At 67.0% G+C, this 15,423-nt stretch carries 13 protein-coding genes; 8 read left to right on the plus strand and 5 right to left on the minus strand.

The annotated features are described in order from the left end of the window. The first annotated feature begins 133 nt into the window (after positions 1 to 133). The 7 genes from HTA01S_RS01605 to HTA01S_RS01635 all read left to right on the plus strand — a co-directional run bounded on the left by HTA01S_RS01605 (position 134) and on the right by HTA01S_RS01635 (position 9,360). Positions 134 to 1,216, plus strand: coding sequence for a LacI family DNA-binding transcriptional regulator (locus tag HTA01S_RS01605; protein WP_245637961.1), 1,083 nt, complete (start codon positions 134 to 136; stop codon positions 1,214 to 1,216). A gap of 236 nt (positions 1,217 to 1,452) precedes the next feature. Then, positions 1,453 to 2,454, plus strand: a complete 1,002-nt coding sequence (locus HTA01S_RS01610; RefSeq protein ID WP_068166810.1) for an ABC transporter ATP-binding protein — start codon at positions 1,453 to 1,455, stop codon at positions 2,452 to 2,454. A gap of 74 nt (positions 2,455 to 2,528) precedes the next feature. Continuing rightward, positions 2,529 to 3,830 carry an ABC transporter substrate-binding protein gene (locus tag HTA01S_RS01615; protein ID WP_068166811.1) on the plus strand — a complete coding sequence of 434 codons (1,302 nt, stop codon included), beginning with the start codon at positions 2,529 to 2,531 and terminating at the stop codon, positions 3,828 to 3,830. Positions 3,831 to 4,010: 180 nt separating this feature from the next. Next, a complete protein-coding gene (locus tag HTA01S_RS01620; RefSeq protein WP_068166812.1) occupies positions 4,011 to 5,015 on the plus strand; it encodes a carbohydrate ABC transporter permease in 1,005 nt (334 codons plus the stop codon). Beyond that, entirely contained in the window at positions 5,012 to 6,184 is a 1,173-nt protein-coding gene (locus HTA01S_RS01625) for a carbohydrate ABC transporter permease (RefSeq protein WP_068166813.1), read from the plus strand. Before HTA01S_RS01620 ends, HTA01S_RS01625 begins: the two co-directional genes overlap by 4 nt. Positions 6,185 to 6,332: 148 nt before the next feature. Next, positions 6,333 to 7,688, plus strand: a complete 1,356-nt coding sequence (locus tag HTA01S_RS01630) for a GH1 family beta-glucosidase (protein WP_068166814.1) — start codon at positions 6,333 to 6,335, stop codon at positions 7,686 to 7,688. A 28-nt stretch (positions 7,689 to 7,716) separates the two neighbouring features. After that, positions 7,717 to 9,360, plus strand: a complete 1,644-nt coding sequence (locus HTA01S_RS01635) for an alpha-glucosidase family protein (protein WP_068166815.1) — start codon at positions 7,717 to 7,719, stop codon at positions 9,358 to 9,360. A 54-nt stretch (positions 9,361 to 9,414) separates the two neighbouring features. Here HTA01S_RS01635 and HTA01S_RS01640 read toward each other — a convergent pair whose 3' ends face one another. From HTA01S_RS01640 to HTA01S_RS01660, 5 genes are all read right to left on the minus strand, one after another. Beyond that, entirely contained in the window at positions 9,415 to 10,572 is a 1,158-nt protein-coding gene (locus HTA01S_RS01640; RefSeq protein WP_245637980.1) for an ROK family transcriptional regulator, read from the minus strand. 128 nt (positions 10,573 to 10,700) lie between these two features. Continuing rightward, positions 10,701 to 11,153: an RbsD/FucU family protein gene (locus HTA01S_RS01645; protein ID WP_068166816.1), complete on the minus strand. Its 453-nt coding sequence runs from the start codon at positions 11,151 to 11,153 to the stop codon at positions 10,701 to 10,703. A gap of 9 nt (positions 11,154 to 11,162) precedes the next feature. Further along, complete coding sequence (locus tag HTA01S_RS01650) at positions 11,163 to 11,969, minus strand: ATP-binding cassette domain-containing protein (protein WP_068166817.1); 807 nt, start codon at positions 11,967 to 11,969, stop codon at positions 11,163 to 11,165. Next, positions 11,969 to 12,928, minus strand: a complete 960-nt coding sequence (locus HTA01S_RS01655) for an ABC transporter permease (RefSeq protein WP_068166818.1) — start codon at positions 12,926 to 12,928, stop codon at positions 11,969 to 11,971. The genes HTA01S_RS01650 and HTA01S_RS01655 overlap by 1 nt, the downstream gene beginning before the upstream one ends. A gap of 259 nt (positions 12,929 to 13,187) precedes the next feature. After that, positions 13,188 to 14,135: a sugar ABC transporter substrate-binding protein gene (locus HTA01S_RS01660; protein ID WP_068167112.1), complete on the minus strand. Its 948-nt coding sequence runs from the start codon at positions 14,133 to 14,135 to the stop codon at positions 13,188 to 13,190. Between the two features lie 199 nt (positions 14,136 to 14,334). Between HTA01S_RS01660 and HTA01S_RS01665 the strand changes: the two genes are divergently transcribed. Then, the gene (locus HTA01S_RS01665; protein ID WP_068166819.1) at positions 14,335 to 15,348 is read left to right on the plus strand and encodes a PfkB family carbohydrate kinase; all 1,014 of its coding nucleotides are present in this window, start codon (positions 14,335 to 14,337) and stop codon (positions 15,346 to 15,348) included. Positions 15,349 to 15,423 lie beyond the last annotated feature (75 nt).

Below are 15,423 nucleotides of genomic sequence, written 5' to 3' on the forward strand. Positions count from 1 at the left end.
AGCCCGCACCGTTTTCTTCAAGGCAATCAGTTTCGCCCGGTGCTTCCAAGCCCGGGCGTTTTTTTTGCCAACGCGGTGCCGGGGTATCCACTGCGCGACCGCTGCGCCCCGTGCAGGATGAAATAATGAAACGATGTCACGCACTCCTCCATCCCTCCCCCCGACAACGCCCGAGACCGATACCAGCCCCGCGCCGCTCATGCCGCCAGACAAGGGGCGCCGGCGCGTACAGATGATCGACATCGCGCGCATGGCGGGCGTGTCCACCTCCACCGTCTCGCGCGCACTCAGCGGCAGCTCGCTCATCCCCGAGGCCACGCGCAACCGCATCACCGAACTGGCGCGCTCGCTCCACTACCGCGTCAACGTGGGCGCGGCCAACCTGCGCAAGGGCGATCAGCAGACCATCGGCGTGGTGCTGCTGAGCGACAGCACGCAGATGATCTCGGACCCTTTCGTGCTGGGCATCCTGGGTTCGTTGACCGATACGGTGAACGACCTCGGCATGAACCTTCTGTTGACGCGGCTGCAGGAAAACCGCGAGGACCAGATGCGCTCGATGGTGGAGTCGGGCCAGGTCAACGGCTTGGTCGTGATCGGCCAGCTCTCTCTGCACGACCACCTCAATGAGCTGGCGCAGCAGGGCATACCCATGGCCGTGTGGGGCGCGAACCTGGAAGGCGCCTCGTACCCGGTGGTCGGGGGCGACAACCTGCGGGGCGGCTACCTCGCCACCCGCCACCTGATCGAAAAAGGCTGCCGCCGCATCGCCTTCTTTGGCGACACGTCCCACCCGGAGGCGGGCCTGCGCTTTCAGGGCTACACGCAGGCCCTGCAAGAGGCGGGCATCGAAGCCGACCCCCGCCTGCGACAACACTACCTGTTTGGCGATGCGCGCATCCGGGAGACCATCGAAGGCTGGCTCAACCAGCATCTGGACTTCGACGCGATCTTTGCCTGCAGCGACGTGACCGCCATATCGCTCATGGGTGCGCTGCGCGAGCGTGGGGTGCCGATCCCCGGGCAGGTGCGTGTGGTCGGGTACGACGACATCCTGCTGTCCATGCACGTCCACCCGACGCTCACCACGGTGCGCCAACCCATCGAACAGGCTGGCCGGGCGCTGGTCGCGCTGCTGTTCGAGTCCATCGCCGGCGCGCCGCGCCGCAACATCGTCCTGCCCACCGAGCTGATCGTCCGCGACAGCAGCCTTTAGCAGGGTCTGACCGGGCCTGCTCCCGGTTTTCCAGAAGAATGCGATCACGGGGCGCACAAGGCGCCGCCCCTGCTCTTGCGCGCGCCTCGCAGAACCGTCCGATCGACCGACCAACGGCAAACATCGACATCTAAGGGTAATTACCGACATGCAATCGTTTGCATTGGTGCTTTAATTCCGTCCAGAGGCTAAATTCACCCCCCAACCATCAGGTTCCCGCGACCCGTCACACGTCCATGAGCCAATCCAATCTGCGCTTGCGCAACATCCAGAAGAGTTACGGGAAGGTCCATGTCATCCACGGCGTGGATCTGGACATCGAGCCAGGCGAATTCGTGGTGTTCGTCGGCCCCTCGGGCTGCGGCAAGACCACGCTGCTGCGCATGATCGCGGGCCTGGAAGACATCACCGCCGGCACCCTCACCATCGCCGACCAGACCGTGAACGATCTGCCGCCGAGCGAGCGCGGCGTGGCCATGGTGTTCCAGAGCTACGCGCTCTACCCGCACAAGACGGTCTACGACAACATGGCCTTCGGCCTGAAGATCGCCAAGGTTCCGAAAGCGGAAATCGACCGGCGCGTGCGCGAGGCGTCGGAGATCCTGCAGATCACCGAATACCTGGAGCGGCTGCCCAAGGCCCTGTCGGGCGGGCAGCGGCAGCGCGTGGCCATCGGCCGCGCCATCGTGCGCGACCCCAAGGTGTTCCTGTTCGACGAGCCGCTGTCCAACCTGGACGCGGCCCTGCGCACCAAGATGCGCGTGGAGCTGGCCACGCTGCACCGCCGCCTGGGCGCGACCATGGTCTACGTGACCCACGACCAGGTCGAGGCCATGACGCTGGCCGACAAGATCGTGGTGCTCAACAAGGGCCGCATTGAGCAGGTGGGCGCGCCGCTGGAGCTCTACCACCGCCCCGCCACACGCTTTGTGGCCAGCTTCATCGGCTCGCCCCAGATGAACTTCATCGAAGGCGGCTACGCCCAGCAGTTCGACGCCCATGCCGTCGGCATCCGGCCCGAGCACCTGCGCATCGACGCGGCGGGCCAGCTGGAGGGCACGCTGCGCCACGCCGAGCAGCTGGGCAATGAAACCTTTGCCTATGTGGACGCCGGTCCGCTGGGCGATCTGACAGCGCGCATCGACGGTTCCATCTCGGTGGAGCCGGGCGAGCGCCTGAGGCTGGGTCACCAGCCGGAGCACCTGTACCGCTTCGATGCGGCGGGGCTGCGCATTTGACGGACCCCACCCCGGGGATATCCAACCCATGGCGTCGCGGATGGTCCGCGATGTCGACAGAGGAGCAACAAAAGATGTTCAAGACAAGCACCATCGCCGGGGCCGCCGCCCTGGCCCTGACCTCCCTGAGTGGCGCGGCCATGGCCGCCGACTACAAGGGACCCGATCTGAAGGGCGAGGTGGTCACCATCACCTGCCCCTGGACCGGCGCCGAAGAAGGCATGTTCAAGAAGGTCATCGCCAACTTCGAGAAGGCCACCGGCGCCACGGTGAAGCACTCGTGCTCGCAGAGCTCCGAGCAGCAGATCGTGATCGACATCAAGGCCGGCTCGCCGTCCAACCTCTCCGTCTTTCCGCAGCCCGGCCTGGCCGCCAACATGGCCGCCGTCGGTGGCCTGACGCCGCTGGGCAACAAGGCCCGCGACTGGGTCAAGGCCAACTACGCCGCCGGCAGCTCCTGGGCCGATCTGGGCACCTACAAGAACAAGGCCGGCAAGGAAGAGTTCTACGGCTTTTTCTACAACGTGAACGTCAAGAGCCTGGTCTGGTACATCCCCGAGAACTTCAAGGAAAAGGGCTACAAGGTGCCCAAGTCCATGGAGGAGCTGCAGGACCTGACCAAGAAGATCGCCGCCGACGGCGGCAAGCCCTGGTGCATTGGCCTGGGCAGTGACGCTGCGACCGGCTGGCCCGCCACCGACTGGGTGGAAGACATGATGCTGCGCACCCAGAGCCCGCAGGTCTACGACGACTGGACCAGCAACAAGATGAAGTTCAACGACAAGCGCGTGGTCGAGGCGATCGAGGCCTATGGCTGGTTCGCCCGCAACGACGCCTACGTGGACGGTGGCTCCAAGGCCGTGGCCACCGTGAGCTTCAAGGACAGCCCCAAGGGCCTGTTCGGCACCCCACCCAAGTGCTACATGCACCGCCAGGCCAGCTTCATCCCCGCCTTCTTCCCCGAAGGCAAGGCCGAAGACGCCGACTTCTTCTACTTCCCGTCCTACGCCGGCAAGAAGCTGGGCAACCCGGTCCTGGGCGGCGGCACGATCATGACGATCACCAAGGACAGCAAGGGCGCCCGCGCCTTCATGGAGTACCTGCAGCACCCGCAGTCCCACGAGATCTGGATGGCCGAAGGCGGCTTCCTGACCCCGCACAAGGGCGCCGACCTGGGCCAGTACAAGACCAAGGCCCTGCGCAAGCAAGGCGAGATCCTGCAAGGCGCCACCACCTTCCGCTTCGACGGCTCCGACCTGATGCCCGGCGCCGTGGGTGCCGGCAGCTTCTGGAAGGGCATGGTCGACTACTCGGGTGGCAAGTCCGCCCAGGCGGTGGCTGATGACATCCAGAAATCTTGGGAAGCTCTGAAGTAACCCCCAGGAACGGCTCCCCCCGCGCCGCCTTCGGCGTCACCCCCCAGGGGGCGATGCCAGCGGCCCGGCGGAGCCGGTTCCGCGGCATCCTGGGTTCGGACACGCGCTCCGGATGCCCGTTTTCAGTTGTCCATATTTGCAGTTGTCCTTTCCTGCTTTCTCCAATGACCACGGACCACCATGAGTGAATCGATCTTCCAGACCCTGCTCGCCGTGGTGGTCAGCGTCGGTTTCTGTCTGCTGTATTTCGCAGGCAGCAACTTCGTGCTCGACCGCATCGTTGCCCTGCCCTTTGCGACGCGCAACCGGCGCGAGGCCATTCGCTCCAACGTTCAGCCCTGGCTGTTCCTGGCGCCTGCCCTGCTGCTGCTGGGCGTGTATCTCGTCTATCCACTGTTCGAGACCTTCCGCCTGAGCTTCTTCGACGCGATCGGCCAGACCTTCGTGGGCCTGGCCAACTACGTCTGGGTGTTCAAGGACGACAACTTCCTCATCACCATCCGCAACAACTTCATGTGGCTGCTGGTGGTGCCCGCCGTGTCCACGGCCCTGGGCCTGGTGGTGGCCGTGCTGGCCGACCGCGTGTGGTGGGGCCATGTGGCCAAGACGCTGGTGTTCATGCCCATGGCAATCAGCTTCGTCGGCGCAAGCGTGATCTGGAAGTTCGTGTTCGACTTCCGTGGGCCCGACGCCGAACAGATCGGCCTGCTCAACGCCATCGTCACCGGCATGGGGTTTGCGCCCCAGGCCTGGGTCACGCTGCCGTTCTGGAACAACTTCTTCCTCATGGCCATCCTGATCTGGATCCAGACCGGCTTCGCCATGGTGATCCTCTCGGCGGCGCTGCGCGGCGTGCCCAACGACACCCTCGAAGCGGCGCGCATCGACGGCGCCAGCGAGCTGCAGATCTTCTTTGCCATCATGGTGCCGCAGGTGATGTCCACCATCCTCGTGGTCTGGACCACCATCACCATCACGGTGCTCAAGGTGTTCGACATCGTCATGGCCATGACCGGCGGCCAGTGGGACACCAGCGTGCTGGCCAACCTCATGTACGACTGGATGTTCCGCGGCGGCGGCGACTACGGGCGCAGCTCCACCCTGGCCATGGTGCTCATGCTGGCCGTGATCCCGGTGATGGCCTTCAACATCCGCCGCTTCCGCGCCGAGGAGGCCCAACGATGAAACTCAAACTCTCCCCCGCCACACTGGCCGCCCATGCCCTGCTGCTGGTGATCGTTCTGGCCTGGGTGCTGCCGACCTTCGGCCTGCTGGTCTCCAGCTTCCGCGACCGCGAACAGATCGTGAGCAGCGGCTGGTGGACCGCCCTGTCCACCCAGACCCGGGCCGACATGCGCCGCACCGGCGGCGCCCAGAGCGTGGTGCCCGAGGGCGACCAGTTCGTGATCGCCGGGCGCCTGTTTCCCGAAGGCGCGTCGGTCAAGCTCAGCCGCTTCTCGCTCAAGTCGTCCAACCCGGGCGAGTTCCGCGTCGGCAAGACGGTCGAGCTGGCCGACGCCCAGGTGTTCGACGACGAAGACGGCCGGCCCGACGGCACGCTCACAGTGGCCGCCGACGGCAGCTACCGGATGGTGCTGAACCAGGCCTACGAGAGTTCGCGCGGCGTGCGCATCTTTTTCGTGGCCGAAAAGCCGCCCTCCTTCACGACCACCAACTACCAGAAGGTGGTGGCGTCCGAGAGCGTTGGCGATGCCTTCCTCAACACCTTCAAGGTCACCATTCCCGCGACCTTCATCCCCATCCTGATCGCGGCCTTCGCCGCCTACGCCTTCAGCTGGATGGAGTTCCCCGGCCGGCGCTGGCTGTTCGTGGTGGTGGTGGGCCTGCTGGTCGTGCCGCTGCAGATGTCGCTCATCCCGCTGCTGCGGCTGTACAACGACCTCGGCGAAACGCTGGGCATGCCGTCCAAGTCGTACCTGGGCATCTGGATGGCGCACTCGGCCTTCGGCCTGCCCCTGGCCATCTACCTGCTGCGCAACTACATCGCCTCGCTGCCGCGCGACATCATCGAGAGCGCGCGCATGGACGGCGCCACGCATTTCCAGATCTTCACCAGCATCGTGCTGCCGCTGTCCATCCCGGCGCTGGCGAGTTTTGCGATCTTCCAGTTCCTCTGGGTCTGGAACGACTTCCTGATCGCGCTGGTGTTCCTGGGCAAGTCCCCCGACCAGGTGGTGCTGACGATCCGGCTCAACGACCTGCTCGGCTCGCGCGGCGAGAGCTGGGAAATCCTCACCGCCAGCGCCTTCGTCTCCATCGCCGTGCCGGTGCTGGTCTTCTTCTCGCTGCAACGTTTCTTCGTGCGCGGCCTTCTCTCCGGCTCGGTGAAGTAGAGCCCCCCTGCGCCGTGAGCATTGCTCCCCCCTGCGCCGCTGCGCGGCTTCCCCCCAGGGGGACCACGCCCTCTGACCGGCGGAGCCGGATCTTCGGCGTGTACTGGAACGGACATTTCTCTCCGCCCCCATTTCTTGTGAATCAACGATGACCGATGTTTTGAGTTTCCCTTCTTCGTTCGAATGGGGTTGTGCCACCGCCGCTTTCCAGATCGAGGGGGGCGCCCACGAGGGTGGCAAGCTGCCGAGCATCTGGGACGATTTCTGTGCGCAGCCCGGTCGCATCAAGGACGCCAGCGACGGCTTGGTGGCTTGCGACCACTACCACCGCTACCCCGAAGACGTCGCTTTGATGGCCTCGCTGGGCTTGCGGCACTACCGTTTCTCCATCGCCTGGACGCGCGTGATGGACGCGCAAGGCCGCCCCAACCCGGCGGGCCTGGACTTCTACCGGCGCCTGCTCGACGAGCTGCAGCGGCACGGCATCACCCCCAACGCCACCCTGTTCCACTGGGACCTGCCCTCGCACCTGGAAGGCGGCTGGCTGAACCGCGACACCGCGCAGCGCTTCGCCGACTACGCCGACCTGATCGCGCGCGAGCTGGGCGACCGCCTGCCGCGCGTGGCCACGCTCAACGAACCCTGGTGCAGCGCCTTTCTGGGCCACGACCGGGGCGTGTTCGCCCCCGGCCTGCAAGACCGCGAGGCCTCGCTGGTCGCGGCCCACCACCTCATGCTGGCCCACGGCCTGGCAGTGCAGGCCTGGCGCGCGGTGCGGTCGGACACCGCGCTGGGCATCGTGCTCAACCCCGAACTCTGCGACCCGGCCAGCGCCGCCGCCGCGGACGTGGCGGCCGCGCGTTTGGCCGAACTCGAACGCAACGACGTGTTCCTCAACCCCCTGTTCGGCCGGGAGTGGCCCGCCGAGATGCTGGCCCAGATCGGCACGCGGGCGCACGAGCGCCGCAGTGAAGACCTGGCCATCTGCGCGCAGCCGCTGGACTTCATCGGCCTCAACTACTACACCCGCTCGGTCGCACGCGCGCCCGCCAGCGCCAGCGAAACCCGCCGGGGTTATGCCATCGTCCCCCCCACCGGGGCCGAGCATCCCCTGACCGACATCGGCTGGGAAATCTATCCATCGGGACTGGGCCGGATGGTCCGCAAGCTCTGCGCCCAGTGGCCCCTGCCGCCGATCTGGATCACGGAAAACGGTGCCGCCGACAACACCGGCGTGAGCCAGGGCGAGTGCCACGATGTGATGCGCACGCACTACCTGCAGACACATCTGGCCGAGCTGTCCACCCTCATCGAAGCGGGGTTTGACATCCGTGGCTACTATGTCTGGAGTCTGCTTGACAACTTCGAGTGGGCCGAGGGCTACAGCCAGCGTTTCGGCATCGTTCACGTGGACTACGCCACGCAGACCCGTACCCCAAAACACAGCGCCCGCTGGCTGCAGGCCCTTATGCAGCGCTCCACTGGCGTGGCCCCCAAGCGCTGAAATTCCTCCCCTCCTGTTCATCCAATCCATGAACTCTCAAACCTTTTCCCAGCACCACCCGTGGTGGCGCGGCGGCGTGATCTACCAGGTCTACCCACGCAGTTTCCAGGACAGCAACGGCGACGGCATCGGCGACCTGGCCGGCGTCACGCGGCGCCTGGACCACATTGCCGCACTCGGTGCCGACGCCATCTGGCTCTCGCCCTTCTTCAAGAGCCCCATGAAGGACTTCGGCTACGACGTCAGCGACTACTGCGACGTGGACCCGATGTTCGGCACCCTGGGCGACTTCAAGGCCCTGCTGGCCCGCGCCCACGCGCTGGGCCTCAAGGTCATGATCGACCAGGTGCTCTCGCACTGCTCCGACCAGCACCCCTGGTTCGTCGAGAGCCGCGCCAGCCGCGACAACCCCAAGGCCGACTGGTTCGTCTGGGCCGATGCCCGCCACGACGGCACCCCACCCAACAACTGGCTCTCCATCTTCGGCGGCAGCGCCTGGCAGTGGGACACGCGCCGGCGCCAGTACTACCTGCACAACTTCCTCAGCAGCCAGCCCGACCTGAACTTCCACAACCCCGAGGTGCAGGACGCGCTGCTCGCCACCGTGAAGTTCTGGCTGGAGCTCGGTGTGGACGGCTACCGCCTCGACGCCATCAACTTCTGCTTCCACGACGCGGCCCTGCGCGACAACCCGGGGCGCGGCGTGCCGCTGGTCGAAGACCCTTCGGCCCCCTCGTCCAACCCCTATTCGTGGCAGCACCACCGGTACGACAAGAGCCAGCCCGAAGCGCTGGGTTTCCTGCGACGCCTGCGCAGCCTGGTGGACCAGTACCACGACACCACCATGGTCGGCGAGATCGGCGACGAGGCCGGGCTGACCATGATGGCCGACTACACCGGTGGCAGCGACAAGCTGCACATGGCCTACTGCTTCACCCTGCTCGGCGCATCACACGGCGCGCCCTTCCTGCACAACGTGATCGATCAGTTCCAGCGCGTGGCGGGCGACGGCTGGCCCTGCTGGGCGCTGTCCAACCACGACGTGGCGCGGGTGAGCACGCGCTGGGGTGGCGAGCACCCCGACCCGTGCCTGCTGCGCCTGGCCGCGGCCTTCCAGATGAGCCTGCGCGGCACCATCTGCCTGTACCAGGGCGAAGAGCTGGGCCTGCCCGAAGCCACCATCGCATTTGAAGACCTGCAGGACCCCTACGGCATCAGCATGTGGCCCGAGGTCAAGGGCCGCGACGGCTGCAGAACCCCCATGCCCTGGACCGCCGAGGCGCCCCACGCCGGCTTCTCCGACAGTGAACGTTGCTGGCTGCCGGTGCCGCCGGAGCACCGGCCCCTCGCGGTGGACCGCCAGCGGGGTGACGCCGGCTCACTGCTCAGCTACTTCACGCAGCTGCTCCACTGGCGGCGCGATCAGCCCGCGCTGTGGCAGGGCGACATGGACCTGCTGCCCGTGAGCGAACAGGTGCTGGCCTACGTGCGCACCGCAGCCTCGCAACGCGTGCTCTGCGCCTTCAATTTCAGCGAGACCCCGGCCTCGCTCACACTGCCCGCGGACTGGTCGAACGCCCGTGTGCTCGAAGGCAGCGGCCTGGGCGGCGCCCGCATTGAAGGCGGCACCATCGTGTTCGAACCCTGGGGCGGCCTCTTCCTACAGGCTTGAAGGGAAACACCCCCGCAGCGCTTCGCGCTACCCGTCAAAGGGGGTTCCAGACCGTCAGACCTTCAGGAACACGTCCCGGTCCGGCGCGAAGCACGCGTGCAGCGGCAGCAGCGCGCCACCGAGCGCGCGCGCGTCCGAGCCGATGCTGCCCAGCTCCAGCCGCGGCATCTGCTGCAGGCCTTCCCAGTTGTAGGCCTTGAGCGCCTCGGTGGTCTGCAGCAGCAGGCCTTGCAGCAAGGGCGCGGCGGTGGAGCCGTCCACCACCACCGCGTCCAGGTCCAGAAAGGCGGTGCCCGACACGATGCAGTGCGCCAGCGCGAGCGCGGCGCGGGCGATCCACTCGCGGGTGTAGGGCAACCAGGGCGCCTGCATGGCGCGCGCATCGTAGGCGGCCATGGGGTCGAGCGCGTGTTCGCGAAAGCGCTGTTCCAGGTCCCACAGCGAGGCCTGGCTGATCAGTTGCGCGGGCAGCTCCTTCATGTGGGGCACCGCTACCTGCAACGGCAGGGAAGCCACCGCGGCGGCGTTGCCGTGGGTGCCGCGGTGCAGGTGCGAGTTGATCACCAGCCCGCCGCCCACGAAGGTGTCCATGAACAGGTAGAGGTAGCTGTGCAGGTCGCGCCCGCGCCCCTGCAGCAGCTCGGCCACGCAGGCGGCGGCGGTGTCCTTGGCGTAGCTCACCGGCAGCTCGGTCAGGCGCTGCACCTCGGCGGCCAGGTCGATCTGGTTCCAGGCCTGCGACTGCGCTTCGGTCAGGCCCAGCATGCGGTGCCAGCCACCCAGCTGGAACGGCGCGGCCACGCCCACGCCCACCACGCGGCTGCGCAGCGCGCCCAGCCCGTCGAGCAGGCGGTTCAGGTTCTCGCCGATGGCGGGCAGCAGGGTTTCGCTGTCGGGAAAGGGGTAGTCCAGCACCAGGCGCTCGCGCACGTGGCCAGTGAAGTCCACCAGCAGCCAGTCGGCGCTGCGCCGCCCGATCTTGATGCCCACGGCGAAGGCACCGTCGGGGTTCAGGCCGATCGGCACCGAAGGCTGGCCCACCCGCCCGCGCACCGGCGCTTCGCGCGTGAGCAACTGGTCTTCGTCGAGCCGGGCGGTGATCAGGCCGATGGTCTGGGCCGTGAGGCCGGTGAGCCGCGCCAACTCGGCCTTGGGGCAACTGCCGTGCACGCGCAGGGCCTGCAGCACCACGCGGTCGTTGAACTGGCGCATGCCCACCTGGTTGGAGCCGCGCGGGCGCAACCGGGGGTTGTCGGCGGGTTCCGGGCTGGGTTCGGCGGCAGGCCCGTCGGCGGATTCGGTCGGTTTGGGGTCGTTCACAGCCGCCGAGTTTGACATGCCTACACCCGCAGGCTGCTGCCGAGCACGCCCTTGCGCAAGATGAAATTGCCCCAGGGCTCCAGCTCTCCGGTGACGACGATGGCGTAGGCCTTTTTCACACGCTCGTAGAACGCGTAACGCTCCACGGCCTCGGCCTGGTCGTCCCGCAGGCCTTCGGCGGCCAGCACCGCCAGCGTCTCGCGCTGCAGGGCGGAGCGGTAGCCAGCCTCGGTACCGCCGACCTGCATGTAGGCCACCGGGTGCGGCACGTCCTCGGCCAGCGGCAACACGCTGGCCACGGCCTGCACCGTGCGCACCATGCCGATGCCCGGCAGGCGCAGCACCGGCTTGCCCGCGCCCAGGCTCATCGCGGTGAAGTTGGCGTCGGCCAGCACCACCGCATCGTCGTGGCCCATCTCGGCCAGCAGCTTGAGCAGGTCCGGGCTGAGCAAGGGATCAATGCCTTTGAGCATCTTGGTCTTTCAGTGCGCCAGAGCTTGCGCAGGCAACTCGTCGACCGACTTCGCGCCCGTCATCACGGCCACGGTGTCGCTCATGCTGATGTGCTTGGGGTCGACCACGGCCGCGCGTTTGCCCAGGCGGGCGATGTGGATGCGGTCGGCGATCTCGAACACGTGCGGCATGTTGTGCGAAATCAGGATCACGGGCAGGCCCTTGTCGCGCACGCGGCGGATCAGCTCCAGCACCATGTTGCCCTCCTTCACGCCCAGCGCCGCGGTGGGCTCGTCCATGATGACCACGTGCTGCGCGAAGGCCGCAGCGCGCGCCACGGCCACGCACTGGCGCTGGCCGCCCGAGAGCGTTTCCACCGCCTGCGTCATGGAGCGGATGCCGACCTTCAGGTCGTTCATGCGCGCGATGCTTTCAGCCAGCATCTTCTTCTTGTCGATCACCTGCAGCACGCTGCCGAGGAAGCCGGGGCGGCGGATTTCGCGGCCGAGGAACAGGTTCTCGGCGATCGTCATGGCCGGGGCCACGGCGAGGTCCTGGTAGACCGTCTCGATGCCGGCGCGGCGCGCGTCGATCGGGCTCTTGAAGTGGGCGCGCTGGCCGTCCAGGTAGATCTCGCCTTCGTCGGGAATCGTGGCGCCGGCCAGGCACTTGATCAGCGAGGACTTGCCGGCGCCGTTGTCGCCGATCACGGCCAGGATTTCCCCGGCACGCAGTTCGAAGTCAGCACCGTCGAGCGCGGTGACCTGGCCGTAGCGTTTGACCAGACCCTTGGCCTGGATCACGAGCGGGCTTTGGGCATTGGGTGCGGTAGACATCAGCGGGCTCCTTTGCGGGACATTTGATCGGTGAGCACGGCAAGAATGACCAGCACACCCGTGACCAGGATCTGGTAGACCGAGGACACGCCCATGAGCGTGAGGCCGTTGCGGAACACACCCACGATGAGCGCGCCCACCAGGGTGCCCAGGACGATGCCGCGGCCGCCGAACAGGCTGGTGCCGCCCAGCACCACGGCGGTGATGGCGTCGAGGTTTTCGGTCTGCCCGGCGTTCGGGTCACCGGCGCCGATGCGTGCCACGGACAGCAGCGAGGCGATGCCGTAGAACACCCCGGCCAGCACGTACACGCCCAGCAGCACCTTGTCGGTGGAAATACCGGTGAGGCGTGTGGCCTCGGGGCTGTTGCCCACGGCGTAGATGTGGCGGCCCGGCGCGGTCTCGCGCAGGAACAGCCAGGTGATCAGGTAGAGCGCGAGCATCAGCACCACGCCGTAGAGGATGTTGGTCTCGCCGATGCGAAACGAGTTGCCCAGCCAGGTCATGCCGTCGGACACCTCGGTGACGGTCTGCGAGCCCGAGTACAGCTGGGTGATGGCGAAGGCAATGTTCAGCGTGCCCAGCGTGACGATGAAGGGCGGCAGCTTGGCCTTGGTGACCAGCAGGCCGTTGACCAGGCCAAACAGCGCCGTGGCGCCGATGCCCAGCGTGATCGCGACCGGCGCGGAGAGACCGAAATCGGCGCCCATCTTGGTCATCACGATGCTGCCCAGCGCCATGATCATGCCGCACGACAGATCGATGCCGGCGGTCAGGATGATGAGGGTCTGGCCGATGGCGATGGTGCCCACCACCATCACCTGCTGCAGGATCAGCGAGAAGTTCTGCAGCGACAGAAAGCGGTCGCTCTGCGTGGCAAAGAACCCGCAGGCAACCACCAGGGCAATGAAAGGCCCGAGCGTGCCCATGGGCGGAAGTTTGGCTTTGAGGGAGTTCATGGCGGTAGCCCGTCCAATCAGAAGAAATGTGGTGGCAGCAACTCCCCGTTCAGTCCGGGGCGATGCTCACGGAGTACCCGTCTAACGCAGGCTCACTCAGTCAAAGGAACAGAGAAGGCGCAAGTCGCCAAGCGAAGCGAGGCGATCCCCCACCAGGGGCACCAAGGGTCCGGCTCCGCCGGCCCGAGGTGCCGTCCCCCCTCCAAGCCGAAGGCGCCAGAGAGGGGGGAAGCCGCAAAGCGGCGCAGGGGGGTGTCCCTTATTTATTACCCCAACAGAGGTCCATACCCGTCTTCACGTCCTTGCTGTCGACGCCGGCCACCGCCTTGTCCGCGATCAGGGTCACGCCGGTGTCGGTGTAGCCGCTGACCTTCTTGCCGGTCTTGGCGTATTCCACACCCGCGGCCACGCCCATGGCGGCCATCTTCAGCGGGTACTGCTGGCTGGTGGCGGCGATCACGCCCGCGCCCACGTCTTTCACACCGGCGCAGCCGCCGTCCACCGAGACGATGACCACGTTTTTTTCCTTGCCAGCGGCCTTGAGCGCCTTGTAGGCACCGGCGGCGGCGGGTTCGTTGATGGTGTAGACGAGATTGATGCCGGGGTTCTTCTGCAGGCAGTTTTCCATGCCGGTCTGGCCCTTGGCTGCGTCACCGAAGCTGTCGGCCATGCAGGCCACGCCGGCGGCGGCGCCACCGAGGTTGTTGCTCTTGGCGTCGGGGGCGGTCAGGCCAAAGCCCTTCAGGAAGCCGTTGTGGCGCTGGGCGCCCACCGGGTGGCCGGGGAACAGGTCGAGCGTGGCGATGACGGCTTTCTTGCCGCCCATGGCCGCCTTGGCGTACTGGCCGATCAGCACACCGGCCTTGTAGTTGTCGGTGGCGAACAGCGCGTCCACGGCGGTGGCCGGGTCGGTCGGGCTGTCCAGCGCGATCACCATCACGCCCTGCTTCTGCGCCTTCTTGATGGCGGGGATGATGGCCTTGGCGTCGCTGGGGGTGATCAGGATGGTCTTGGCGCCCGCGGCGATCATGTTTTCCATCGCGGTCACCTGGCCGGCGTTGTCGCCGTCGGTCTTGCCCGCGGCCGACAACAGCTTGGCGCCGAGCTTGGTGGCTTCGGCGGTGGCGCCTTCCTTCATCTTCACGAAGAAGGGGTTGGACTCGGTCTTGGTGATCAGGCCGATCACGGGTTCGGCGGCGGAAGCCATGCCGACGGCCAGGGCCAGGGCGGTGAAGGCGAAGGCGGGAACGAGTTTTTTCACAGGTGTCTCCTCGAAGGGATGGATGATGGACGGACAAACGGGACTCAAACCTCGGCAGCCAGCCCCCTTGGGGTTTACACGGTGGGCGCTGCGGAGTGGCTGAACTATATTTCGCTTCAGGTTAATAAATCAACTGGATTTAGTTATGGTTTTCCCTAAACAGCAGCAACCGTTACATGTCGCCACCGCCGGCGAGGCCCTGATCGATCTGATCGAAGAGGCCGACGGCCGGCTGCGCCCCTGCGCCGGGGGCGCGGTCTACAACCTGAGCCGTGCCCTGGGCCTGCAGGGCGTGGGCACGCTCTACCTCAACCCGCTCTCGGGCGACCGCTTCGGCCGCCTGCTGGCCGAGGGCATCCACCAGGCGGGCGTGGCGCTGGCGCAGGCAACCCCGGCCCACGAACCCACCTCGCTGGCGGTGGTGGGCCTGGACGAACAGGGCAAGGCCAGCTACAGCTTCTACAGAGACGGCGTGGCCGACCGCCAGGTCAATGCCACCCACATGACCCGCCAGTGCGCGGCCGAAACACAGCTCAAGCTGGTGGCCACCGGCTGCCTGGCCCTGGTGGCCGACGACAGCGCCAAATACCTGCCCTGGCTCATGGCCCAACGCGCCGCCGGGCGCTTCGTGGCGGTCGACGCCAACCTGCGCCCGGCCATCGTGCCGGACATGGCGGCCTACCAGGCCAGCGTCATGGCCGCGCTCGGCCAGGCCCACCTCGTCAAGGTGAGCGACGACGATCTGGTCACGCTGGGCTTCACCGCCGCCGACCCGCTGCAGGGGGCCCGCGAGCTGCTGCGGGCCACGCCCGCCACCTGGCTGGCCCTCACGCTCGGGCCCCGAGGCGCCGTGCTGCTGCACCGCGACGGCCGCGGCTGGCAGGCCGCCGAGCCGCAGCCCGTGCGAGTGGCCGACACCGTGGGCGCGGGCGACTGCTTCCTGGCCGGCCTGCTGGCCGCCCTGCTCGAACGCCCGGTGGTGCAGGCCGCCCGCCACGCCGACCAGATCGCGCTGGACGCCGAAGACGTGCACCACATCCTGGGCCGGGCCGTGGCCAGCGCCAGCCTGTGCGTGATGCAGACCGGCTGCGTGCCACCCAGCCTGGCCGAGGTGGTGGCGCGCGTGGCCGCCGTGCCGCCGGTGTTCAATGCGCTTTGAACCCAGGTCACCGGTGCGTCGGAACCCGCGAAAAATCCGATCACAACCGGTAACCTGCATGTAACTTGATTACAT

Origin of the sequence: Hydrogenophaga taeniospiralis CCUG 15921 (assembly GCF_001592305.1) — a bacterium.
Lineage (GTDB): Bacteria > Pseudomonadota > Gammaproteobacteria > Burkholderiales > Burkholderiaceae_C > Hydrogenophaga > Hydrogenophaga taeniospiralis.